This window comes from Streptomyces sp. NPDC127108 (assembly GCF_042677545.1).
Lineage (GTDB): Bacteria > Actinomycetota > Actinomycetes > Streptomycetales > Streptomycetaceae > Streptomyces.
In genome coordinates this window covers 24,609-49,133 of record NZ_JBHXTE010000027.1, presented here as the reverse complement: position 1 = coordinate 49,133, position 24,525 = coordinate 24,609, and the positions used below count along the sequence as shown (strand labels likewise).

Annotated in this window: 15 protein-coding genes; 3 read left to right on the top strand and 12 right to left on the bottom strand. The window is 75.2% G+C overall.

The genetic code is table 11. The annotated features are described in order from the left end of the window. Window positions 1-2: 2 nt before the first annotated feature. On the bottom strand, window positions 3-1,772 hold the full coding sequence (locus ACFVHO_RS23290; RefSeq protein WP_385717748.1) for a GAF domain-containing protein: 1,770 nt from the start codon (window positions 1,770-1,772) through the stop codon (window positions 3-5). 41 nt (window positions 1,773-1,813) lie between these two features. Continuing rightward, window positions 1,814-2,851 (bottom strand): rod shape-determining protein, encoded by a 1,038-nt coding sequence (locus tag ACFVHO_RS23285; protein WP_385717745.1) that lies wholly within the window; start codon window positions 2,849-2,851, stop codon window positions 1,814-1,816. A gap of 422 nt (window positions 2,852-3,273) precedes the next feature. On the opposite strand from ACFVHO_RS23285, the gene ACFVHO_RS23280 reads away from it, so the two are divergent. Continuing rightward, complete coding sequence (locus ACFVHO_RS23280) at window positions 3,274-4,533, top strand: MFS transporter (protein ID WP_385717969.1); 1,260 nt, start codon at window positions 3,274-3,276, stop codon at window positions 4,531-4,533. A 21-nt stretch (window positions 4,534-4,554) separates the two neighbouring features. On the opposite strand, the gene ACFVHO_RS23275 is transcribed toward ACFVHO_RS23280, so the two are convergent. From ACFVHO_RS23275 to ACFVHO_RS23260, 4 genes are read right to left on the bottom strand one after another with little or no spacing between them, the layout of a single operon-like run. Next, window positions 4,555-9,084, bottom strand: coding sequence for an SAV_2336 N-terminal domain-related protein (locus ACFVHO_RS23275; protein WP_385717743.1), 4,530 nt, complete (start codon window positions 9,082-9,084; stop codon window positions 4,555-4,557). After that, window positions 9,071-10,222, bottom strand: a complete 1,152-nt coding sequence (locus ACFVHO_RS23270; protein ID WP_385717740.1) for an AAA family ATPase — start codon at window positions 10,220-10,222, stop codon at window positions 9,071-9,073. The genes ACFVHO_RS23275 and ACFVHO_RS23270 overlap by 14 nt, the downstream gene beginning before the upstream one ends. A gap of 27 nt (window positions 10,223-10,249) precedes the next feature. After that, the gene (locus tag ACFVHO_RS23265; RefSeq protein ID WP_385717737.1) at window positions 10,250-12,310 is read right to left on the bottom strand and encodes a trypsin-like peptidase domain-containing protein; all 2,061 of its coding nucleotides are present in this window, start codon (window positions 12,308-12,310) and stop codon (window positions 10,250-10,252) included. Next, window positions 12,307-12,825, bottom strand: a complete 519-nt coding sequence (locus tag ACFVHO_RS23260) for a CU044_2847 family protein (RefSeq protein ID WP_385717734.1) — start codon at window positions 12,823-12,825, stop codon at window positions 12,307-12,309. Before ACFVHO_RS23260 ends, ACFVHO_RS23265 begins: the two co-directional genes overlap by 4 nt. A gap of 188 nt (window positions 12,826-13,013) precedes the next feature. Between ACFVHO_RS23260 and ACFVHO_RS23255 the strand changes: the two genes are divergently transcribed. Next, window positions 13,014-16,805 carry a S8 family serine peptidase gene (locus ACFVHO_RS23255; RefSeq protein ID WP_385717731.1) on the top strand — a complete coding sequence of 1,264 codons (3,792 nt, stop codon included), beginning with the start codon at window positions 13,014-13,016 and terminating at the stop codon, window positions 16,803-16,805. Window positions 16,806-17,058: 253 nt separating this feature from the next. Here ACFVHO_RS23255 and ACFVHO_RS23250 read toward each other — a convergent pair whose 3' ends face one another. After that, a complete protein-coding gene (locus ACFVHO_RS23250; protein WP_385717728.1) occupies window positions 17,059-18,603 on the bottom strand; it encodes an acyl-CoA synthetase in 1,545 nt (514 codons plus the stop codon). Window positions 18,604-19,101: 498 nt separating this feature from the next. Then, window positions 19,102-20,712, bottom strand: coding sequence for a serine/threonine-protein kinase (locus tag ACFVHO_RS23245; protein ID WP_385717725.1), 1,611 nt, complete (start codon window positions 20,710-20,712; stop codon window positions 19,102-19,104). Window positions 20,713-20,964: 252 nt separating this feature from the next. Between ACFVHO_RS23245 and ACFVHO_RS23240 the strand changes: the two genes are divergently transcribed. Beyond that, window positions 20,965-21,849: a RimK family alpha-L-glutamate ligase gene (locus ACFVHO_RS23240; RefSeq protein ID WP_385717722.1), complete on the top strand. Its 885-nt coding sequence runs from the start codon at window positions 20,965-20,967 to the stop codon at window positions 21,847-21,849. 20 nt (window positions 21,850-21,869) lie between these two features. Here ACFVHO_RS23240 and ACFVHO_RS23235 read toward each other — a convergent pair whose 3' ends face one another. The 4 genes from ACFVHO_RS23235 to ACFVHO_RS23220 are packed head-to-tail and all read right to left on the bottom strand — an operon-like array spanning window position 21,870 to window position 24,517. Then, window positions 21,870-22,547, bottom strand: coding sequence for a hypothetical protein (locus tag ACFVHO_RS23235; RefSeq protein ID WP_385717719.1), 678 nt, complete (start codon window positions 22,545-22,547; stop codon window positions 21,870-21,872). Continuing rightward, complete coding sequence (locus tag ACFVHO_RS23230) at window positions 22,537-23,361, bottom strand: FkbM family methyltransferase (protein ID WP_385717716.1); 825 nt, start codon at window positions 23,359-23,361, stop codon at window positions 22,537-22,539. The genes ACFVHO_RS23235 and ACFVHO_RS23230 overlap by 11 nt, the downstream gene beginning before the upstream one ends. Then, window positions 23,358-23,603 (bottom strand): Trm112 family protein, encoded by a 246-nt coding sequence (locus ACFVHO_RS23225; protein ID WP_385717713.1) that lies wholly within the window; start codon window positions 23,601-23,603, stop codon window positions 23,358-23,360. The genes ACFVHO_RS23230 and ACFVHO_RS23225 overlap by 4 nt, the downstream gene beginning before the upstream one ends. Further along, window positions 23,603-24,517, bottom strand: coding sequence for a hypothetical protein (locus tag ACFVHO_RS23220; protein ID WP_385717711.1), 915 nt, complete (start codon window positions 24,515-24,517; stop codon window positions 23,603-23,605). The genes ACFVHO_RS23225 and ACFVHO_RS23220 overlap by 1 nt, the downstream gene beginning before the upstream one ends. Window positions 24,518-24,525: the final 8 nt, after the last annotated feature.

The following is a 24,525-nucleotide window of genomic DNA, read 5'->3' as shown; positions in this document are numbered from 1 at the left end:
GGTCACAGCGGGGCCTGCCACGTCACCGTCGTCCCCGCGCTCACCCCGTCCGTCTCCCCGTCGTCGTACACGGTGAGCCGCACCCCACCCCGCCCGTCGGGCAACCCGACCCCCGCGTCGACGGCGACATCGACCCGGGTGACGGCGGCCCGCCGGGACGCCGCGGCGAGGGCCCGGCGCAGGGCCCGCAGGAGCCGCCCGGCGGCCGGGTCGGTGACACGGGTGTCGACGGCGCCGCTGAAGTGGACGGACGGCTGCACGCCGAGGAGCGCCGCGGCCCCGGCGGTCTCCTTGAGCACCTTCCCCCGGAACGTCGTCGGCGCGTCGGCGGGCGGCTGCTGCAACGCGAAGATGGCCGTCCGCACCTCCTGGATGGTGGACTCCAGCTCGTCCACGGCGTGGTCGAGAGCCGTCCCCACCGGCGCCGAACCGGCCCTGCGCCGCGTCGACTCCAGCATCATGCCGGTGGCGAAGAGGCGTTGGACGACGAGGTCGTGCAGGTCGCGGGCGATCCGGTCGCGGTCCTCGAAGACGGCGAGCCGCTGCCGGGACTGCTGCGCGTCGGCGAGGACGAGGGCGAGCGCGGCCTGGGAGGCGAACTGGGTGGCGAGGAGCCGTTCGACGGCGGTGTAGGGGCGGTCGCCGCGGCGGCGCGGCAGCGCGAGGGTGCCGATGAGGCGGCCGCCCGCCTGGAGGGGCAGCATCATGCTGGGCCCGAAGCGGGACCGTACGTGGGTCGTCATGCGCGGGTCGGTCGCGGAGTCCTCGATGAACACCGGTTCGCCGCCGAGGAGTTGTTCGAGGACGGCGCTGCCGGGCTCGATGGTGGTGCCGATGAGGTCGTTCTGGGCGGCAGCGGCGGGGTGCCTGCGCCGCTCGGGCGGGAGCCCGCCGCCCGCGCCGTCCGTGGCGGCGGCCACGATGGACATGCCGCCGGCGGGCGTGGGCTGGAGGACGACACCGGCCGCCGCGCCCGCGAGCAGCCGGGCCTGCTGGGCGACCGTCATCAGGGCGTCGGCGGCGGCCTCGCCGGTGAGCAGGGCGGTGGTGACGGCCGCGGCGCCCTCGATCCAGCGTTCGCGCTGGCGCGCGGTCTCGTACAGGCGGGCGTTGCCGACGGCGATCCCGGCCTGCCCCGCGAGGATCCGCAACAACCCGCGGTCGGCGTCACTGAACGCCCCGGCGGCCCCGGCGGTGAGGTGCAGGATCCCGAACTCCTCGTCGCGCACGAGGATGGGAACACTCAGGACCCTCGCGCCGAGCCCACCCACGGACCCCCCGCCACCCCCGGGGATGCCCCCGCCGTCCGGGCCTCGGCCGGACTCGCACACCGCACCCGTGGCGGCCGTGCCGGGGGAGTCCTCCGCCTCGCCGTCGACCGGGAGTCCGTCGCCGTCCACCGTCCCGTCGGACCCGCGTGTCGTACCTGTGGCGGCCGCGCCGGGAGGGCCCTCCGCCCCGCCGCCGCCCAGGAGGCCGTCGTCCACCACCCCGTCGGCCCCCCGCGCCGTCCCCGTCGCCGCCACACCCAAAGCACCGTCCGCCCCGGCGGAGCCGACCACCCCGCTGCCTCCCGGGCCCCCGCCGGACCCCGCCCCCGCCGTGAACACCTCGCCCCCGCCGACCTCCAGGACGCCCGACCTCGCGTCGGTCAGGCGTACCGCGCTGGTCACGATGTGCTGGAGCGTGGCGTGGAGTTCGAGTTCGGTGCCGACGTCGAGGACGGCGTCGAGGAGCAGGGGCAGTGGGGGTCCGGTGACGTCGTCGGTCATGGCGGCGGCGTACTCCCCGTGGGTTCGGGACCCGGTGGCGGTCAGCCGGCCAGCGGGTCGAGGACCAGTGGTTGGATCTTGCCTTCGAGCATCGCACCGAGACCGAGCACCGCGCACACGTCGGGCCGTTCCGCGATGCGTACGGGCATGCCGGTCGCGTTCACGAGCATCTGGTCGAGGCCGGGGAGCAGCGCGCTGCCGCCGACCATCATGATCCCGCGGTCGGCGAGGTCGGCCACCAGGTCCGGGGGGCAGTCGCGCAGGACCTTGCCGATGCCGTCGAGGACCGCGGTCAGGGGCGTGTGGATGGCGTCGCGGACGGCGGCCGTCTCCACCTGCACCGAGCGGGCCAGGCCCGTCGCCACGTCCCTGCCGTGGATCTCGGTGGACTCCGGACCCTGCGGGGTCAGCCCGTTGCCGCTGAGCGCGAGCTGGAGCGGGCGCACCGACTGCGACGGCAGCATCAACTCGTGCTGGTGGCGCAGATGCTGCACGATCGCGTGGTCGATGGCCTCACCGCCGACGGGGATCCGCTCGGCCGTCACGATCGAGCCGAGGGAGAGCACGGCCACCTGCGTGGTCGCGGCCCCGCACACCAGGATCATCGACGCCTCGGGGCGCTCCACGGGCAGCCCGCAGCCGACCGCCGCCGCGATGAGCGTGTCGACCAGCTCGACGCGGCGCGCGCCGAGCCCGACCATCGTCTCGACCGCCGCCCGCTGGGCGAGGGGGTCCGCGTCGTGCGGGGTGCACGCGGCGGCCCGCAGCCGCGGCTTGCGGCGCAGCGTACGGCGCAGCTTCTCGCCGAGCAGGTGCCGCAGCATCCGCTGGCACATCTCGATGTCGACGACGGTCCCGCCGGACACGGGCCGTACGACGCGGATGTATCCGGGCGTACGCCCCGTCATCTGCTCCGCGAACTGGCCCACCGCGATCAGCGCGCCGGTCCGGGTGTTGACGGCGGCGGCACTCGGCTCGTCGACGACGAGGCCCGCGCCCTTCACGTACACGCGGGTCCGCGCGGCCCCGAGGTCGACGGCGATATGGCAGCGACGCAGCTGTTCCAGGCTGACGGTCATGGCAGATCCTCCCGAGAGCGCAGACCGTGCGGACCGCCGGACGGCGTTCCTGTCTCGCATCGTGCGGGGGCCCGGCGCGGGGCGCGCGCTGGGGTGCGCCGGGCGGGGCGCCGCCGGGCGGGTGATCCTCCACCAGAACCGGGCCGCCGCAGTCCAGGACAGCTTCGGTCCTGGTCGTGGCGGGTTCCGTCCTCGGTCCTGCCGTCCGCGCCGAAAAGGCCTTGAGGGGGATGCCGGTGTGCCGGTTAGCATCCCGTGTGACACGAGCATCTGGGGAAGACGCGCCTGGCGACCGGTCCGAGCAGGACGACCCTCCGATAGCCGGGCGGGGCGAGTCCCGGACATCGGTCGACGTCGTCCCGGATGTCCCCGTCCCCGACCCCGTCCCCGACCCCGCCCCCAGGCGGCGCCTCTTCGCCGACCTGACCCCGCTGCGCACCTCTGTCGACTACCGGCGGCTCTGGGTCGGCAACACCATCTCCTGGGTCGGCCAGGCCATGACGTCGCTCGCCGTGTCGCTCCAGGTGTACGACATCACCCGCTCCACCTTCGCCGTCGGCCTGGTCGGGCTCTTCACGCTCGTGCCGCTGGTGGTCTTCGGGCTGTACGGCGGCGCGGTCGCCGACACCGTGGACCGCCGCAAGGTGGGCCTGTACTCGGCGGTCGGTCTGTGCGCCCTGTCGATCGCGCTGGCGGGCGGGGCGCTGCTCGACTACCAGCACGTGTGGTTCCTGTACGCCGTGGTCGCGCTGCAGGCGGTGTGCGCCGCGCTGAACGCACCGGCCCGCGCGTCGATGATCCCGCGCCTGCTGCCGCCCGAGCAGCTCCCGGCCGCGAACGCGCTGAACTCCCTCACCATGACGACGGGCATCACGCTGGGACCGATGCTCGGCGGCCTGCTCGTGGGCCTGTGGGGCTATCAGTCGGCGTACCTCATCGACGCGGTCGCGTTCACGGCGGCGCTGTACGCGATGTGGCGGCTGCCCGCGATGCGCCCCGGAGCCGAAGGGGCCGACGGAGCCGACGGAGCCGACGAGGGCGACGAGGGCGAGGGCGGCGGCAAGCGGCAGCGTGCCTCCGTCATGGACGGCCTGCGCTTCCTCGCCACCCGCCCCAACCTCCGCATGACCTTCTTCACCGACCTGTGCGCGATGGTCCTAGCGCATCCCCGGTCGCTGTTCCCGGCGGTCGCGGTGGTCTGGTACGGCGGTGACGCGAAGACGGCGGGGCTGCTCGCGGCGGCGCCCGCGGTGGGCGCGATGCTCGGCGGGGTGTTCTCGGGCTGGCAGGGCCGCGTGCACCGCCACGGGCTCATGATCGTGGTGTCCGTGGCGGCCTGGGGCACGGCCATCGCGGTGTTCGGCCTCACCCGGAACCTGTGGCTCGGTGTCTTCTTCCTCGCCGTCGCCGGGTGCTCGGACATGATCTCCATGGTGTTCCGCAACACGATGCTCCAGGCGGCCACGCCGGACGCGATGCGCGGGCGGCTGCAGGGTGTGTTCATCGTGGTCGTCGCGGGTGGCCCGCGGCTCGGCGACTTCCTGGCCGGATCGGTCGGCCAGGCGGTCTCGCCGCGGGTGGCGATCGTCGGAGGTGGCGTCGCGTGCGTGCTCGCCGTGGCCCTGCTCACGGCGCGGTGGCGGTCCTTCCTGCGCTACGACGCGCGCTCACCCGAGGCCTGACGGCGGCTCAGGGGCGGGCTCCTAGGCCCGGCCCACCACGTCGACGATCAGGGAGAGGGCGCTCACCGTGTGCCGGGCCCCGGCGGCGAGCAGGCGCTCCCGGGTGCGGTCGTCGGAGGCGTACCCGACGAACGGGACGTCCAGGGAGCGGGCGGCGGTCGCCTCCGCGACGGTCGAGCCGATCATCAGGCAGCGGTCGGCGGTCACGCCGGGCCGGGCGAGCACGCGGCGCAGGCCGTCCGGGTCGGGCAGGAGCCGGGTGAGGTCGGCGGTGCGGCAGTGGATGCGGTCCGCCCGGATGGCCAGCTCATGGGTGGCCACGTACGTCGCCACGGCGCGCGGGGCGGTGTCGGTGACCAGGCACACGGCGCGGGGGCGGGTGCGCGGGCCGGGCCGGGTGCCACCGGCGGTCCCGGTCCCGGTCGCGGGCTCCGCCCCGGTGCCGTCCGTCAGGAGCCGGACCAGCGCGGCGGCGTGCGGCACGGGCTTCGCACCGAACACGGCCTGCCGCTCGATGCGGTCCAGTTGGTCGGCGAGGTCGGCCGCGAGGCGGCGCTCGGTGGCGAAGGCGCGCAGGACGTCCAGCGGGTGGACGTACTCGCTGCCTCGCCCGGCGCGGGGCACCGGCTCACCGCCGAGCGCCGCCTCGGGGTCGCGCCGCTCCACGACGAGGGCGAGCAGCCGCAGCGCGGCCTCGCGGGCCTTGCCGGGGGCGTAGAGCCGGGTGAGGGTGCCGTCGAAGCCGAGGACGACGGTGTCGGCCTGGGCGAGGGTGTCCCGCAGGGAGGGCGACGTGCCGCTGGGGCGCGCCGTGACGGCCCCGACCCGGCAGATCCAGGCGGTCGATCCCGGCACCGGGACGAAGCGCGTCACGTCCGCCGGGCTCTCCCGGTACAGCTCGTCGTGGACGTCGCCCGGGAGCACGACGACCGCCTCGTCGGCCCCGGCGGCGATGCCGGTGCCCGGCTGTCCTGCCGGGCCCGGGGCGCCCCCGACGGTGACGAGCAGCCCGAGGCCCGCGTACGCGCCCACGGTGAACGGCAGTTCGCGCAGGACCGTGGCCAGGAGCGCGGCGCGCGGCACCTCGGCGGAGACGACCGCGTCCCAGCCGCGCTCGCGGGGAAGCAGCTCGAACTGTTCCGGCGCGGCGCCGCCCTGCGTGAGCAGCCGGGTGACGGTATGGCTGAGCTTCAGCAGGGTGTCCGCCTGCCAGCCGGGGCTCGTGGTGAAGGCGAAGGCGAGGGCGGTGGGCTCCCGCGCCGCCCGCTCGGCGGCACGCAGGCCGCCGAGCTCCTGGCGGAGTTCTCGCAGCACGGCGGGCGGTTCGGTGCCGAGCTCCGCCAGGCGCAGGGTGCGGTACTCCTCGTACGTGGTGATCGCCTCGTCGATGCGGCCCTGGCCCTTGAGTGCCACGAGGTGGAGGCGATGGAGGTCCGCGTCGTGGGGGAACTCGTCGAGCGCGGCCCGCAGGCCGGTGACGGCGCGGTCGAACTGCTCGACCTCCAGGTCGAGTTCGGCGCGGGTGCGGAGCAGTGCGGTGCGCAGCAGGCGCAGCCGCGCGCGGGTGTCCTTCGCCGCCGGGCCGGGGACGTCCGGCAGGGGATCGCCGCGCCACAGCAGCAGGGCGGATTCGATCAGTGTGCGGGCGCGGGTGAACTGCCCGGCCGCGCGGGCCTCGTCGGCGTCGGCGGCCAGCCTCCGGCAGCGCATGACGTCGACGTCCTCGGGGGAGACCGGCAGGGCGTATCCGTCGCCGCGTTGCTCCACGGAGTACGGGCCGAGGGCGCTGCGCAGACGGGACGCGAGCGTCCGCACGCGGTGGTCGCCGTCCGGGTGGCCGGGGGGTTTCCACAGCCCGGCCGCCAGCTCGTCCCGGTGCACGGCCTCGCCCTCGCGGAGCAGCAGCATGCAGAGCAGGGCCTGCCCCTCGGGAGAGCCGACGGCCAGCGGACGGCCGCCGCGCGTGACGCGGAGGGGGCCGAGCAGGTCGTAGTGGCGAGGGTGCTCCTCGTGCAGGGCGAGACGGGCGAGTTGCTGGGCGCCACCCGACTGGCGTGCGGCGTCCTCGGCGACCAACTCACGTACGGCATGGCACAGTTCGCTCTCCATGCGTTCCGGCAGCGCGTGCTCGTCGTTGAGGGGGATCGTGAGCTGTTCGGGCTGGGTCAGCCAGGTGCCGGTGCGCATGAGGTGCACGACACGGCCGAGGTCGCGGAGGTCGGCCGCGCGGCTCGTGTCGTCGTACGCGATCAGCCCGAACCGGTAGAGGACAGGGCCATGGGCGGTGAGCACGACGGAGCGGGTCGAGAGCCGGCCGTGGGCGATCCCGTTCAGGTGCAGTTCGAGCACGGCCTCCGCCAGCCCTCGGACCGCGTCGACGAGTGTGGGGGAGGGCAGTCCGTCCCGGTGCCGTTCGAGCGCGGCGTGCAGCGTCTCCCCGTCGTGGTGCTCCAGGATCAGGTGGGGCGTCCCGCGCAGGGTGCCGTGGCCCCGCAGGGCGGCCACGTTCGGGTGGTTCAGGCCCGTCAGCGCGCGCCGCAGCGGCTCGAAGTGCCGGAGCGATTCCGGCGGCGCGTCGCGGTAGCGCGCCACGACCACGGTGCGGTCGCCCTGCCAGGTGTCCTGCGCGAGCAGGTCGGGACCGCGCCCGAAACGGCCCGTCACCCGGTACCGCCCGTCGATCAGCTCGGGAAGCCCGTCCTCCTCCTGCCCCGCCGCCCCCGTCAACTGCCGCACGCTGTCCGGGCTCACCGTCGCGAACGGCTCCCCCTCGACCGCCGTCGAGGCGGCCCCGGCCCCCCGCGCCACGGCCCGCAGCTCCCCGGGCGCCACCCCGGCCCGCTCGTCGATCAACGCCCCCACCCGGGCCAGGAGTTGCCGTGTCCGCCCCCGCGCCGACCTCGGCACCGTCCCGAGCAGCACCTCGCGCACGCCGTCCCGGAACGCGTACGACCCCGGGGGCCCGTCGGGTGTGCCCGTGAGCATGCCGCTGAGGATGACCTCCGCCAGGTGCTGGGCCCGGGGGTGCCGCTCCACCGCCGCCTGGACGAGCCGCATGACCGGCAGGTGCGGCTCGCCCACCGCCAGATGCCCGGCCAGGCGGAACGCCTCGGGCGACGCGGTGGAGCGGAAGCGCAGGACGAGGTCCTGGGGGGAGAGGAGCGTGACGTCCGCGCGCTCCACGCCGTCGTGGGCGAGCGCCTCGGCCGGGCGTGGCGCGAGCCACCCCACGGAGCCCGGCAGCCGGCGTCCGCCCGCGTCGGCGACGAGCGACGACCAGTTCGCCAGCCACCGCGGGGACGCGTCGAGGACAGGCACGGGCAGGGCGTCCGGGGGGAGGGTGGACGGCTCGGCGGCGTCGGGGTCGAAGGGCTCGAAGGCGTACGTCGCGGCGGGGGCGGCGGCGTGCGGCGCGGCGAGCAGGCCCGGTGTCGCGGGCAGCGCGGTCGTGGACCAGAGGCGTTCGGGCAGCGGCTGGAGCACGGCCAGCGGAAGCCGTGACGCCCAGTGGCGCAGCGTCCGGTACCAGCGGCGCCCGGCCCCGCCGTCGCGCCACTGCGGGCCCATGCAGTCGCTGACCAGGAGGACGACGGTACGGCCCGCGGCGGGCGCGGCGGCCGCGCGGGCCGGAACCGTGCCGTCGGGCGCCGCCCGGTGCAGCTCGACCGTGCGGAAGAGCCCCGACTGCACGAGGGCGGCGTGCAGTTCGCGCACCAGCGGTCGCCACACGGGCATCGTCGGCCCGTCGTCGTACACCAGACAGAGCCGCAGCCAGCGCTCCTCCGCCGGGCGGAGCACCGGCAGCCAGCCGCGCGGCCGCGCGCCGAGCGCCGCGATGCGGTGCGCGGTCGCCTCCTCGTCGAGGACCTGCCCGACGGGCGCGGGCACGCGCCGCCCGAGCGGACGCAGGGCGCGCTGGAGGGCCAGCGGGTGGGCGATCATCGGCGGTACGGGTACGTGGATGACGGCGCCGTCGACTGCCGTGCTGGTGGCGGGAGTCGAGCCCGAGCCGGGTTCCGTCGTGGCGTCCCCGGGGGTGTCCTGGCGGCGGCCTCCTGCGGGGAGGTGCAGAGGGACGCGGGAGTCGGCGGGCGGGGTGGGGGCCGAGGCCGGGGGAGTGCGGCCGGGGCGTGGTGACGCGGCGGGGTCCGGGGTGGCCGGGCCCGCCGAGCCGTCGGGGGCCGTCGGGTCGGCTGGATCCGTGGCGGGTGGCCGGGCTGGGGCGGCGGGGGCCGTCGCGCGGCGGCCGCCCGGGCCCGGGGTGCCGTGCGTCGACGGCCGCGACGCCGTGCCGCCGTGCGCCGCTCCGCCCGGCCCCTCGGGCTCGGGGGGCGGCGGCAGATGCCGGGCGAGCCAGAGGAGTTCGGCGAGTTCGGCGGCGGACGGTCCCTCGCCGCCGCCCGCCGCGCCGGTGAGGACGGCGGCGAGCCCGGCGACGGCGGAGGCACGGGCGGGGGTGGGGACGTGGGCACGGGTGGCGGCGGGGGCGTCCTCGGCTCCCGGGGCGCCCCCGCCCGTGCTCTTGCCCCCGCCCGGCTCAGAAGCCCGCATCGGAGCCCTGGTCCGGCGCGTGCTCCGCGCCCTCGCTCAGGTACGGCATGAGCAGCCGCGCGAGATCGTCGCGCGAGGAGGCCTCGAGACCGGCGGCGCCGGTGAGGTAGATGGCGTTGAGGAGCTGGTCGGTGGCCAGCTCGCCGCCGCTGCCCCGGGCCACGAACCGGTCGATCAACTCCCGGGCGTGGGCGTCGGGTTCGCCCAGGTGGGCGCGGACGATCTCCTCCAGGTGCTCGCCGTGCGGGCGGCGCAGGCGCAGGGTGACGCAGCGGCGCAGGAAGGCGGGCGGGAACTCGCGCTCGCCGTTGCTGGTGAGCACCACGAACGGGAACGCGCGGCAGCGCACCCGGCCCTTCACCACGGTGACCGGATCGTCCGAGCCGTCGGCGGGCAGCGAGGCGGTCGGCGTGTGCCGGGCGACGCGCGCCAGCTCCGGGATCTCGTACTGGCCCTCCTCCAGGACGTTCAGGAGGTCGTTCGGCAGGTCCAGGTCGCTCTTGTCGATCTCGTCGATGAGCAGGGCGCGGGGGTGGGCGTAGGGGAGCAGGGCGGTGCCGAGCGGGCCGAGGCGGAGGTGGTCCTCGATGCCGGTGCGGTCCTGGGACGGTGGTGTGACGGGGGCGGCGCCCGCTGTGGGGCCGGTGCCTGCGGTGCCGGTGCGGATGCCCGTGCCGGTGCTGGGGGCGGTGTCGGTGTCGTTGTCGGCGCGGGTCCCGGCGTTCGGGGCGCTGTCGGCGGCGGCGCGGCCCGCCGCGTACAGGCGGGACAGCGGGTCGTACTGGTACAGGCCGTCGTGCAGCGTGCTGCGGCTCGTGATGTTCCAGCGGAGGACCGGGCCGAGGCCCAGCTCGCGCGCCACCGCGTACGCGAGGCTCGACTTGCCGCTGCCGGGAGGCCCCGTGACGAGCAGCGGGCGGCGCAGGTAGAGGGCGGCGTTGACGAGTTGGACGCACTCGTCGGTCGCGCGGTAGGTGCGGGCGCGGTGCGCGCGGTCCGGGGACGTCGCGGCGCGGTCCGCGCGCGGGGCGTCCAGGACGGGGCCGCCGTCGAAGGCGCGCCACGGCGGCGGCGGGGGCAGCCGCGTGATGCCGTCGTGCGGCTCGTTCGTGCCGGTGTAGACGGGCCACAGGGACATGCGGACTCTTTCCTCGGTGCGGGCGGGTCAGGTGACGGGGGAGCGCAGCGGGGCGGCCGCCGCGTCCGGGAAGCAGCGCGGGTCGTCCCACAGGAGCTGGATGTCCCGGGCCCAGTGCAGCTCGGGCTCGTCGGCGGCGTCCGCGCTCTCGCGCAACGCCAGGACGTGACGCGGGAGTTCGGCGGGCGGCAGCCGGGTCAGATGGGCGGCGAGCTGGTCGAGGAAGACGGATCCGGAACAGGTGGTGGGCGGTGGGCAGGGGGTGGCCGCGGTGTCTTCGGTGCGTGCGCAGGGGGTGGCCCCGGTGTCTTCGGCGCGTGGGGCGGGTCCGGCGCCGCGAGTGTCTTCGGCGCCCCCGCCGTCGCGGCCCCCGGCCCCGCCGACACCCCCGCATTCGTGCCGCCCGGCCCCGCCCGCGCCCTCGGTCCCCCCGGCGTCGTGCTCGCACCCCGCCCGCGGCCACAGCAGCACCGGCGCGGGTGCGTTCAGGGACACCTCGAAGTGCCGCTTCAGGCGCGGGGCACGGGGTGGGGCCGCGAAGCCAGCGAGGTCCGCCTCGCCGCTGCGCAGTCGGAAGCGCAGCTTGTTCGGCTGTTCCCCGGTGACGCACTCGACGCGGTGCACGACCGTCGTGGGCTTGCCGTCGAGCCGCTCCCAGGCGCGGGCCAGCTGGTGTCGCAGGCCGCCCGCGCGGCGCGCCCGGTCGGTGACGACCAGGGGGTACGAGCAGCCGAGCGGGGTCGGGTCGTCGACGCTGCGCTCCCAGTGGGCCACGGGCTCGTTCAGCCACTCCCGGGGCAGTACGAAGGCAATCAACTCCTCGGCGTCCGGCGCGAGTTGCCCGAAGGCCTCGTCGATGCGCTCCTGGACGTACGGCCGCACCTGGCTCCTGGCGAGCGTCCGCGAACCCACCGGGTGCCGGTGCCCGTCGCGGCACGCGGACACCTCGACCAGGACCTGGTCGCCACCGGCGCCGCTGCGGGCGAGTTCGACGAGGATGGGGGACCAGGGGGAGGGCTCGCGCCCGGCCGCGCGCGACGCCGACGGGGTCCCCGGCGAAGCCGCGGCTTCCGGCGCCTCGGGGGCGTCCCTCCCGTCCCGTACGCGAGGACCGTCCCGCACGTCGCGCGCCCGCGGTACGTCCCAGGGCACGTCGCGCCCCCGCGGTACGTCCCAGGCGCGCCCCGACCCGGACCTGTGCCCTAACTCCCCCGCGCCCCCGCCCCGCACCTCCGAGAGTCCCGCGAGCCGGTCCGCGAACCGCTCCACCGCCCCCGGCACGTCCACCTCCGAGAGCACGTACCAGGCCGCCGACCACAGCGACGCGAAGCCGCCCGGCGGCACCGGCGGCCCCAGCGGCCCGACCGCGTCGAGGTAGAGCCGCTCCGGCGCCCACGCGGCCGAACGCCCCACCGCAGGGCCCGCCTTCTCGGCGTCCTCCACCAGGGCGCGCAGGCGGTGCCGCGCCGAGCGGCCCCGGCCGGGCACCGGGATCAGCTCGGCGAGGCGCGGCCAGTAGCGGGCCATGACCGGAGCGGGCAGCATCCGCCCGTTGCGCACCCCGGCCGCGCCGGCCACCGCCGACACCATGCCGACGACGAGCCCGCTGTCGGCGAGGGTCACCGCGGCGCCGCTGAAGCCGGGAGCGAGCGGCTGGCCGTGCGCGCTCCAGGCCTCCAACTGGACCCACTCGTCGGCGATCAGCTGGGCGGCGGTGGCGCGGTACTCGGCGATGGTGCCCTCGGCGTACCCGCGCGGGAAGCCGTACGCGACGAGGCGCGGCCGGGGCTCCAGGTAGGCGTCGTCGGGGGCGGCGAACCCCGCGGGCGGGATCGGCACGGCCCGGTCGAGTTCGAGGACGGCGAGGTCGCCGGAGTGGTCGTCGTGGCCGCTCCAGCCGCCGTGCGCGCCGACGACGGCCGGTACCGCGCCGAGTTCCCTGCGGTGCGGGAAGGAGACCGCGACCCCGGCGGCAGCGCTGTCCCGCACGACGTGCGCGCAGGTCAGCACGTGCCGCTCCGACACGAGGAACCCGGCGCCGGTCTCGCGTCCGCACTGCACCCGGGCGTGCCAGGCCGTACTGCTCATGAGGCGGGCGCGGGCTCTCCGTTCGAGGCCGCGTGCCCCAAGTGCCCGGGGGCGCCCGCGTTCCCCGGGTGGCCCGCGTTCCCGGGGTGGCCCGCGTTCCCGGGGTGGCCCGCGTTCCCGGGGTGGCCCGCGTTCCCGGGATCACCCGCCCCCGAGGCTCCGGCGACCGCTTCCGCCTCGCCGCCCCGCCCGGGACCCCGATCCGGCGACCACGAGAGCCGCACCAGCAGATGCCCCTCCCCGGAGCCCTTCACGATGACCGCCCCCGCTTCCGCCGTCATCCGTACGCCGAACTCGATCTCCACGGAGTCCGGCGCGAGTTCGCCGTCGCGGAACACCCGCAGGGCCGACTCGGCGGCGGTGCGCACCGGGCCCAGGGAGGCCTCGAAGGTGCGGGCGGCCAGGGCGGGTCCGTCGCCGCGCGACACCAGGCGGGCGCCCGACCCGTCGTCGTCGACGTCGGCGAGCACCACGTGCGCGCCGCCGTCCGTCGTGAACTGCACCAGACCGTCCATGTCCGCCCCCCGTTGAAGACCCGTGTCGCTCGCCGACATTCTTGCCGAACGGCCGACCTGGCGGGAAGCCGCCCTGGCAGCTTCCCGCCAGGGCCCGGCAACTCTCCCGCAACATCACGCGCCTGACACTTCATCGCAGCACCCGGGAACCACCCCCCACCCGGAGCCGACGAAGAGAGGTCGCGTTGATGCCGAGACCCCGAAGCGCCCCAGGACGACGAAGAGGAAATGCCCCCGACGGCCGAAGGGCCCGCGGAGCCCGGCTCGGGTTCCTGTCCGCGGGGCTCGCCCTGACCCTGCTCCCCGCCTCCCTGACCGCGACCGCCACCCCGGCGGCGGCCGGGACCGCCCCGGGCAAGGCCCAACGGCCGGGCGCGGGAGCCAAGTCCGCCACCGCGCCGAGGACCGTCACCCTCATCACCGGCGACGAGGTCACCGTCACCCCGCTCGGCCGCGGCAAGCAGACCGTCACGGTGGAGCGTCCGCGCGGAGCGAGCGGCGCCGTCCGCACCTCCGTGGCCGACGGCCGCATCACCGTCGTACCGGACGAGGCGCGCCCCTACCTGCGCGCGGGCGTCCTCGACGAGCGCCTGTTCGACGTGACGGAGCTGCTGCGGCAGGGCGGCGGCCGGAGCGGCGCCAAGGCGACGACACCGCTGATCGTCACGTACGACAAGTCCCGTACGGCGGCGGACGCACGCACCCCGCGCGGCGCCAACAAGGTCCGCTCGCTGCCGAGCGCACGGGCGACCGCGCTCAAGGCGGCCAAGGGCACGGCCTTCTGGCGGGCCGTCACCGCCGGGGACGGCGAGGAGGCACGGGGGAGCGGGCGCCGCTTCGGCGGCGGCATCGCGAAGATCTGGCTCGACGGCCGGGTCGAGGCCGACCTGGCCGAGAGCAACGCCCAGATCGGCACGCCGAAGGCCTGGGAGGCCGGGCTCACCGGCAAGGGCGTGAAGGTCGCCGTCCTCGACACCGGCGCCGACCTCACGCACCCCGACCTGAAGGACCGCGTCGGCCCCACGAAGAGCTTCATCCCGGGCCAGGAGGTCGCCGACCGGGGCGGCCACGGCACCCACGTCACGTCCACGGTCGGCGGCAGCGGCGCCGCGTCCGACGGCAAGGAGAAGGGGGTCGCGCCGGGCGCGGACCTCGCCGTCGGCAAGGTCCTCAGCGACGAGGGCTTCGGCAGCGAGTCGGAGATCATCGCGGGCATGGAGTGGGCCGCGAAGGACGTCGACGCCAAGATCGTTTCCATGAGCCTCGGTTCGCGGGAGCCCAGCGACGGCACCGACCCGATGGCCGCCGCCGTCAACACGCTCTCCAAGGACACCGGTGCGCTCTTCGTCGTCGCGGCGGGCAACACCGGCGCGCCCTCGTCGATCGGCTCGCCCGGCGCGGCCGACTCCGCGCTGACCGTCGGCGCCGTCGACTCCGCCGACAAGGCCGCGTACTTCACCAGCCAGGGCCCCCGCTCCGGCGACAACGCCCTCAAGCCCGACCTGTCCGCCCCCGGCGTCGACATCCTCGCCGCCCGCTCCCAACTCACCTCCGGGCAGGGCTACTACACCTCCATGAGCGGTACGTCGATGGCGACCCCGCACATCGCGGGCGTCGCCGCGCTGCTCGCCGAGCGCCATCCCGACTGGAGCGGACAGCGGCTCAAGGACGCCCTGATGTCCACGTCCCACGGCCTCGACGCGTCCGTGTACGAGCTGGGCGCGGGCCGCGTCGACGTGCCCTCGGCGATCGAGGCGAAGGTCACCGCGACGGGCGGCGCCGACTTCGGCTTCTACCGCTGGCCGTACGCCGGGAACAAGCCGGTGACGAGGACGCTGACCTACACCAACTCCTCCGCCGAGCCCGTGGAGTTGACGCTCGCGGCCCGGGGGGCGGCCGACGGTGTGGCCACCCTCGCCGACACCAGGCTCACCGTCCCCGCGCACGGCACCGCGTCGACGACCGTGACCGGCGACGGCGCGGCGGCCCCCGTCGGCTCCACCAGCGGCGCGGTGGTCGCGAGCGCGGGCGGCAAGGAGGTCGCGCGGACGGCGTTCGGCCTGGTCAAGGAGGAGGAGCGGTACACGCTCACCGTCAAGGTCAAGGACCGCGACGGCGCCGCGACCCCCGCCGACCTGGTCGTCCAGCCGCTGACGAAGAACACCGACCCCTACCCGGCGGCGGTCGGCGGGTCCGGCGAGCTGAAGCTGCGCCTCAAGCCCGGGGCGTACGCCCTGTCCTCGTTCCTCGACGTGCGCGGCGCCCACGGCAAGGACTCCCTCGGCATCGGCTTCCTGGCGGCCCCCGAGATCACCCTGGACCGCGACCGCGAAGTGACCCTGGACGCACGCGCGTTGCGCGAGATCACGGCGAAGGTGCCGCGCAGCGCGGAGACCCGCCAACTCGTCATGGAGTACGACCGCACCGCGAACGGCTCCGCCTACCAGGGTGCCGTGCAGGTGCCCGTGAAGTACGACAGCGTGTTCGCGGCGCCGACGCCGAAGGTCGCCGAAGGCCGCTTCGAGTACCGCACCGTGTGGCGCCTCGGCAAGCCGCTCCTCGACGTCGAGGGCATCGGCGAGGCCGTCGCCCAGCCCGGCTCCACCCTCGGCGAGGGCCGCTCCCGGCTGAAGCTCGTGGACGCGGGCGACGGCTCCCCGGCCGCGTACGAAGGAAAGGACGTACGGGGCAAGGCCGTTGTGGTCACCCGCACGGGCGCGACCGGGCAACCGACCCCCTCGCGGCTCGCGCAGGCCGCGCAGGACGCGGGCGCGAAGGCGCTGTTCGTGACGGACGGCGTGCCGGGCCGCCTGAACGCCTGGTTCGGCACGGACGACAACGCGGACCGGCCGCTGCGGATCGCCACCGTGAACGCGGCGGACGGGGCACGCCTGCGGGACGCGGCCCGGCGCGGCCGGTCGGTCGAGACCGAGGCCACCCCCTACCCGCCATACGTCTACGACCTGGAGGACGGCCACACGGGCGCGATCCCGTCCCGCGACCTGACGTACGCCCCGCCTGCCCGTGAACTCGCCGTCGTCCCCACCAAGTTCCACGCCCCGACCCGCCGCACCGAACCCGGCGGCGAGTTCCGCTACTCCCTCACCGACACCTTCGAGATCGGCCTCGGCTTCCCCGAGCGGATCTCCTACCCCGCCACCCGCACCGACTACGTGGCCGCCGGCAAGGGCCGCCACTGGCACGAGTCCCTGCACTACGGCCCCGACGCCGTCGAACAGCGCAGCGGCCTCGTCGACTACCGGCCCGGCAAGCGCACCCCCCTCGACTGGTTCAAGCCCGTCTGGCATCCCTGGCTCGGCACCGGGCTCGGCTGGGGGCAGCAGCGCAGCGGCGACAACCTCGAATTCAACGCACCCGGCTGGGGTGACTCCGGACCCGACCACACCGGCTTCGGCGACGTCTGGAACGACGACTCCCTGACCCAGGCCACCGCGATCTACGCCGACGGCGAGCTGGTCGACCGCCGCACCAGCTCCGGCGTCTACGTCACCGGCGCCGCCCCCGACGAACGCCCCTACAAACTCGTCACCGACACCACCCTCGACCCCGCCCGCTGGCGCCTCGCCACCAAGGCCCACTCCGAGTGGACCTTCCGCTCCGCCCGCACCCCCGACGACCGCAAGACGTTCCTCCCCCTCCTCAACCTGGGCTTCGACGTCCCCACGGACCTCTCCGGCGACGTCCGCGGCGGTCGGACCGTGCCGGTCGGCCTCTCCGCCGAGTACGTCCGCGACGCCGTTGGCACGGGCCGCATCGGAGCCGCGGCCCTGTCGGTCTCCTACGACGACGGCAAGTCCTGGCGCGACGTCCACCTCGACCGCTCCGGCCGCTCCGCCGCCTGGACCGGCAGGCTGAGGATCCCCGGCGGCGCGGAGGCCATCTCCTTCCGGGCGTCCGTACGGGACGACCGTGGCGGGTCGGTCTCCCAGGAGATCCTGCGGGGGGTGGGGGTGCGGTAACCCTCGCGGGGCGCCCCAGTCCCACCCCTTCTCCGAAACCGGGGGCTGCGCCCCCTGGACCCCCCTGATCGGCGCTCCGCGCCTCGTCCTCAAACGCCGGACGGGCTAGAAAATGTGCCGGTAAGTTCCAGCCCCTCATGGGGGTCCCCCCTGCTCCTTAAGAGCTTGGGGGAGTTTGAGGAGCGGGGTCTGGGGCGGAGCCCCAGTTTCGGGAAGGGGGTGGGATTGGGGAGCCCCCGGCAGGGCCCCCGCCTCAGCCCTTCCCCAGCGCCCGCTTCAAGATCTTCCCCATGTCGTTGCGCGGCAGCGCGTCCACGAGGTGCAGGACCCGGGGCCGCTTGTGGGGGGCGAGGCGGGAGGCGACGTGGGCCGCGAGGGCGTCGAGGGTCGGGGGGAGGGCGGGGTCGGTGGGGGCGATCCAGGCGACGACGCGTTCGCCGAGGTCGGGGTCCGGCTCACCGGTGACGGCGGCCTCACGGACGCCGGGGTGTTCGAGGAGCGCGTTCTCGATCTCACCGGCCCCGATCTTGTAGCCCCCGCTCTTGATGAGGTCAGTCGCCTTGCGCCCGACGATGCGGACGTACCCGTCGGCGTCCCGCACGGCCATGTCCCCGGTGCGGAACCACCCGCCGGAGGCGAAGGCGGCCTCCGTCGCGTCGGGCCGGTTGAGGTAGGAGGTGAAGAGGTTCGGGCCACGGACCTGGATCTCGCCGACCGCCTCGGGCCCGGCGCCCTGCGGGATCTCGGTGTCGGCCTCGTCGACGAGGCGGAGTTCGACGCCGGGGAGCGGTACGCCGACGGTGCCCGCGCGCGGTTCGCCGTCCGCGCGGACGCTGGTGTTCATGAGCGTCTCCGTCATGCCGTACCGCTCGACGACCCGCCGCCCCGTCGCGGACGCGATCCGCTCGTGGTCGTGGACGGGCAGTGCCGCCGAGCCCGAGACCAGGAGCCGCGCCCCGGACAGGGCCTTCACGAGCTCGGGCTCGTCGGGCAGCGCCTCGGCGATCCGGTGGTACATCGTCGGCACCCCGAACAGCATGGTCCCGCCGGTGGCCAGCTCCCGGGCCACGCCCTCGGTACTGAACCTGCCCAGGTGCCGCACGGAGCCGCCGCGCCGCAGCGGGCCGAGGATGCCGAGGATCAGGCCGTGCACGTGGAAGAGGGGCAGGCCGTGCACGAGGACGTCGGCGTCGGTCCACTGCCAGGCGTCCTCCAGGGCGTCGAGGGTGGAGGAGATCGCGCGGCGGGAGAGGACGGCGCCCTTCGGGGGGCCGGTGGTGCCGGAGGTGTAGACGATGAGGGCGGGGGAGGAGGGGTCCAGGGCGGTGTACGGGGAGGCGTCTGCGGCGTCCGCGTCAGCCGAGCCGATGGCGTCCGCGCCGTCGGCACCCGTCGAGCCCGCGCCGCCCACACCCGCCGAGCCCGCCGCGGCCACCTCGGCCTCCACATCCACCCGCCCCAGCCCCACCAGCGCCTCGGGCAGCTCGTCCCCGGCTCCCGCCAGCACCAGCGACGGCTCGCTGTCCGCCACGATGTGCCCCAGCTCCGCCGCCCCCGACTTCGGGTTCAGCGGCACCGCGGGCACCCCGGCCCGCAGCGCCGCCACCACGGCAACCGCCGTCTCCAGGGTGGGCGTGGCCCAGACGGCCACGCGCGTCGCGCCCGCCGCGGTGAGGCGGGCGGCGAGGGCGGTCGTCGCCGAGGCCAGGTCGGCGTAGGTGAGGGCGCGGTCGCCGAAGGTCACGGCGGGGGCGGGACCCGGCGTGGTCAGGGCGGGGAAGAGGGGCTCGGAATCCACGGTCGTACTCCTCGGTGTGTGCACGGCGACTCACTTCGTACTCTTCATCCGGATCCACTCCGACTTCAACCCCTACCGTCCCCGCACCGTCTGCCTCGTCCTTGTCGTTCGCGTGGGCGTCGGCATACATGAAGGCGCCGCCTCCCCGTGGGACGAGGGGAGGCGGCACCGCGGCTCGTTACCGCTGACGGCTACGCGGCCGTCAGACCAGCCAGCCGACGAAGTGGACGACGCCGGCGAGGATGTCGGTGAGCAGGTTCATGGTGGCGCTTCTCCTTGGGACATGGTGGTGCGTGTACGAATGGGACCGCGCCAACTACGGTCTGCAGCCCGTCGCTTGCGCACCGTAAGCATCGTCAATCACGCGTGCCGCACGCAATCCCTGCGGCGACGATCACCTGTTCCAGGGAACAACTGCTCCCTTGTTCGCATGGGGCGTCGGACGGATGCCCGCGTGGGGCCTCGGGCCGAGCGTCCGACGGGGCGTCAGATAGAGCGTCAGTAGGCCGGTTTGAAGGAGGCGAGCGCCCGGTCGAAGTACTGCTTGCCCAGTGCGCGGTTCCGCGCGGGCGCCGAGACCCACACGTCGTGCATCTTGCCGTTCTCGTTCCAGCTCAGGTCGTACGTCACGCGGGGGCCGCCGTCGTCGGCGGTGCCGTTCCAGGTGAACGTCCACAGGGCGGCGGGGCGGCCGTTGTGGGTGGTGCGGGTGACGGAGCCGGTGCGGTAGCCGGGGTAGTTCGACGGGCCCTTGAGGTGGGCCTTGCGCATCACCGCGTAGGGGCCGTCGGGGGTCTTGGGCTGGGGGTGGACGCCGATGCGGAATCTCTTGGCGGCGGAGTAGTAGTAGACGCGGGGTGGTTCGGGGGAGCGGGTGAAGCCGTCGGGGACGGTGAGGGTGAAGCCGGCTCGGTCGGTGACCGTGCGGTAGCCCGCGGGGGGCTTCTTCGTGGACGGGGCGGGGGGCTTGCTCGGCTCCTCGGCCGGGGGTGTCGCCGGGGGAGTGTCCTCGGGTGGCGTCAGGGGCTTCTCGTCCGCGGCCTCGGCCGTCCGCTTGGCTCGGTCGCCCGAGTCGTCCCCGTTCGACGTCAGCAGCCAGGCTGCCGTGGCTATGCCGCCCGTCGCCAGGACGGCGGCCGCTGTGGCCAGGGCTATGGCCGTGCGGGAGCGGGTCGGTGTGGTGGGCGTCTCGATCTTGGTGCGCTGCGCCGGGGCCGGGGTGGGGGCGCCGGGCGTGCTCGCGGGCGGGCTGGATCGGGTGTCCACAGGCGCGGCTGGCTGCGGTGCCGGGTCGTTCAAGGCCGCCCGGAGGGCCTGTTCCGCTGTTGTCGTGGTGAGGCGTTGGGCCGGGTCGCGTTCCAGGAGGCCCTGGGCCACCGGGAGGAGGGGGCCGAGGGCGTCGGGGAGGGTGATCTCGTCCAGGACCACCGCGTGCAGCACCCCGGCCACGGAGTCCCGGTGGAAGGGGGACTCGCCCGCGACGGCCGCGCACAGCAGCACCCCGAGCGACCAGAGGTCGGACGCGGGGCCGGACCGCTCACCCGACATCCGCTCCGGCGCGGTGTACTCGGGGGAGCCCACGAACGCCCCGGTCTGCGTCAGCCGCGTCTGCCCCGCGACTTGCGCGATGCCGAAGTCGGACAGGACGACGCGGCCGGTCTCCGCCTCCAGGAGCACGTTCGCGGGCTTCAGGTCGCGGTGCAGCACCCCGGCCGTGTGCGCGGCCCGCAGCGCGCCGATGAGCGCGAGCGCCACCCGGCCCGCCTCCGCGGGCGAGAGCGGCCCCTCGACCGCCACCCGGTCGGCGAGCGACCAGCCGTCGACCAGCTCCATCACCAGCCAGGGGCGCTCCTCGTACCGCACGACGTCGTGCAGGACGAGGATGCCCGGGTGCTTCACCTGCGCCACCGACCGGGCCTCGTGCAGCGTCCGCTCCTGCTGGCGCTGCGCGTCCTCGGGGGTCAGCGCGTCGTCGACGTGCAGTTCCTTGACCGCGACGGCCCGCCCGAGGAGTTCGTCCCGCGCGCGCCACACGGTGCCCATGCCGCCGCGGCCGAGCCGCGTCTCGATGCGGTAGCGTCCGGCGACCAGTTCCCCCGTGCTTGCCATGGGCGCATCATACGAACTCCCTTGGTCCGCCCCGTGATTGGGCCGCGTCGGAGCGGCCCGCATGGCGGAGGGGCACACGTATGACGCGCATGGGGCGACGGCACATGGCCAAGGTCACGAGGGTGCTCGGGGTGTGCGCGGTCTTCGTCCTCTGAGGGGCCCCGGGGGCGGGTGGTGCCGGGTTGTTAGCCTGCGGGGGCTGTGACCGCGTACGAACAGCGCGTGCGACGCGCGTACGAAGAAGGAGTCCTCGTGCCAGGCCCCCGCATCGCGCTCGTCACCCGCCGTCCGCAGCCCGAGCACGACCGCGACCTGCCGGTCCTCGCGCGGGCCCTCGCGGATGCGGGTGCCGAGGTCCGGATCGTCGGCTGGGACGACCCGGAGGCCGACTGGGCCGGATTCGACCTCGCGATGATCCGCTCCACGTGGGACTACACCTGGCGCGCCGAGGAGTACGTGGCGTGGGCCGACCGGTGCGCCCGGCTCACCCGTCTCGCCAACCCCGCGGACGTCGTGCGGTGGAACACCGACAAGCGGTACTTGGGCGAGCTGGCCGCCGCCGGTGTGCCCACCGTCCGGACGGCCTACCGCGCGCCCGGGGACGGCGACGAACTCCCGCCTGCCGACGGGGAGTTCGTCGTCAAGCCCACGTCAGGGGCCGGGGCGCGGTACGCGGCCAGATACGGCGCGCACGAGCGGGAAGCCGCCCGCGCGCACCTCGCCCGCCTGCACGAGGAGGGCCTCACCGCCATGGTGCAGCCCTACATGCGGCAGATCGACGTCACCGGCGAGCGCGCCCTCGTCTTCGTCGGCGGCCAGTTCCTGCACGCCATACGGAAGGGCGCGGTCCTTGCCCCCGGCACCGCGTACGACGCCGACAAGGTGTCCCACCCCGACCCGCGGCCCTGGCGCTCCACCGACGCCGAACTCGACGTCGTCGAGCGGGCGTTGGCGGCGATACCCGGCTCGCCCGAGCTGCTGTACGCACGCGTGGACCTCGTGGACGGGGACGGCGAGGGCGACGGGGGCGGTCCGCGCGTCATGGAGCTCGAACTCGTCGAGCCCAACCTCTTCCTCCGCTTCCACCCGGACTCGCTGCCCCGGGTCACGGAAGTGATCCTCAAGCACGCCCAGTAGCCGACCCGCCCGGTCCCGGCTCACCCCTCCGGGAACGAAAGGCGCTGCAGCAGCCCCCACGTGAACTCCGCGACACAGCGCCGCCGTTCCCCCGGCTCCCCGTCCGGACCCGCCTCCGGCGCGGTGAACGCCAGCCGCCATCGCGTCGGCGCCGTGCCCTCCATCGGCCGTGCGGGCGCGAACGCACGGGCGGCCTCGTCGACGGTGCACGACCAGGGCGTGAGGTCGCCGAGGGTGCGCAGCGCGGGACCCGGCGCGCCGGGGGCGCGGATCAGCCTCCCCCATAGCTCTGAAAGCATGGGAGGTGCCCCCATGTTCCACACCGCCGCGTTCGGCCCGAGCAGCACCTCGAAGCGCAGGTCGGGCCAGAGCGGCACCGGCCACAGGAGTGCCTCGCACTCGAGGTCGCCGATCTTCCGGGGGATCGTCGCCTCGGGTGGGCCGAGGACCGAGCGGTACCGGGAGACCGCCGCGCGGCCCTTGCGCGCGTGCAGCATCGCCTGCCAGCGGCGGTTGGCCTCGCGCATGTCGGCGATGGACACGCCCAGGGTGTGCCGGGCGTCCTCGACGAGGTCCGGATTGTGGTCGGCCATGCGGCGCAGCAGGACCAGCTGGAAGTCGAGCGGCGTGAACGGACCCGAGGGCTGGCCGGGCGGACGTGAGGAACCCGGACCGGACCCGGCGGAGCTAGCGGACATACGCCCCATGGTCCCGCACGGCCCGCCCGGCCGGACGCCGCCCGTCGGGCAGGAAGAGCACCGAGTTCACATACCGCGGCCGCCGCGGCGTCAGCGCGCGCCGCACCAGGCCCTGCGTCACGACGTACGAGGTGGCGCGCTGGTGCGCCTCCAGGTCGAAGGCGTCCAGGGGCAGCCAGACGTCGTCCGGCAGGACCCAGCCCCGGTAGCCGTGCGCGTGCGCGAGGTGGTCGACGACCGGGGCGATGGGCTGGATGCGGGCCTCCAGCTCGACGAAGAGCGTCGGGCGGTCCCGGTCGAGGAGTTCGCGGGCGCCGCGCAGGACGGGCAGTTCGTGGCCGTCCACGTCGATCTTGATGAAGTGCACGTCGTGCAGGCCGAGGCCGTCGAGCGTCAGGCACGGCACGTCGAGCGCGGTGCCGTGCACGCCGTCCCTGCGCACCAGCGAGGACACCCCGCGGTCGCCCCGGTCGTCCTCGGGCAGCCAGAGCCGGGCCGTGCCTGCCTCCTCGCCCGCCGCCGCCTGGATCACCCGGACGTTGCCGGGCGTGGCCGCCGCGAGCAGCCGCGCCAGATGCGGCACCGGCTCCACGGTCACGACGCGCCGGGCCCGCCGGGCCAGACGGCGCGACCAGGGTCCGTACCAGCCGCCGACGTCCACGGCGGTGCCGCAGTCGGGCGGGCACAGCTCGCCGAGGCGGGCCAGTTCGGGCTCGAAGCGCGGATAGACGAGGCGGGCCACGGCGGCCACCGCGCGGGTGGGGAGCCGGGGCGCGACGCGGGCGGCGAGGGTCTTGCGCGCGGCGGGCGTCACGGCGAGATCAGCTTGAGCAGGCGCTCGTGCTCGTCCTCCGTGACCTGTTCACCGGAGGACGGCAGGAGCTGCGGGATGCCGTCCACGATCGGGTAGCGGCGGTGCAGACGCGGGTTGTAGAGGGCCTGTTCGGGCAGGGGCGCCGGGTCGGCGGGCAGGGCGGCCTCCGGGGGCAGGAGGACCAGCGGCCCCTTGTCCAGGGGGCAGGCGAGGATCTTCAGCAGCGGGTCGTCGGGGTTCATCAGGGCATCAACTCCTTGGGTGGCAGATTCGGTTCGGCGGGCAGGGCGGGTGCGGGGTCGTGCTTGGGCATCACCAGGAGCACCGCCACCGCGAGCACCGTCCCCGCGACCCGCAGCGTGAGCCGCACCGGGTCGTGGGGCAGTGCCTCACCGAACGCGAGCGTCCCGAGCACGGCGGTGAACAGGGACGTCACCGTCGTGCACACCGGGACGATCAGTGAGGCCCGGCACTTCTGGAGCGCCGCCTGCGACATGATCAGGCCGAACGCGCCGGTGAAGAGCAGCAGATAGGGGTACGGGGAGCGCAGCAGGTCGAGCAGGGCGCCACCCAGGCCGTCCGACGTCAGATGGCTGGACACGCCCTTGATGGCCAGCGAGCTGACGCCGTAGAGCAGGCCCACGGCGACGCCGTACTCCACGCCCGTCGTCGGCTGGCGGTGCTTGCTGCGCGTGCGGCGCTCCGCCGACGCGTACAGCCACAGACCGGCCGCGAGCGACGGCAGGCAGACCGTGAGGACGAGCGGCGCGGGCGCGTCGCGGCCCACCGTGTCCGTGCCCTCCTTCAGGGAGAGCACGACCATCAGGAGCGCGGCGAGGATCGCGCCGACCGCGTACCGCTCGCGCCCCGACGTGCGCTCGCCGAGGAGCTTCGCCGACAGGAGCAGGAGCAGCACGAGCCCGGAGACGAAGATGCCCTGGGCCGCCGCGATCGGCAGCGTCCGGTAGACGATCAGCTGCGCGCCGAAGCCCGCCGCGAGGGCGAGCGAACCGCCGATCCACAGCGGGCTCGAGATCACCTGGCGGAGCAGCCGGGCCGGGTTGCGGACGCTGACCGACGGCATAGCGGTGAGCGCCCGCTTCTCCAGGACGAAGCCGGTGCTGTAGAGCAGGTTCGCGAGCAGCGCTGCGGCCACACCCCACC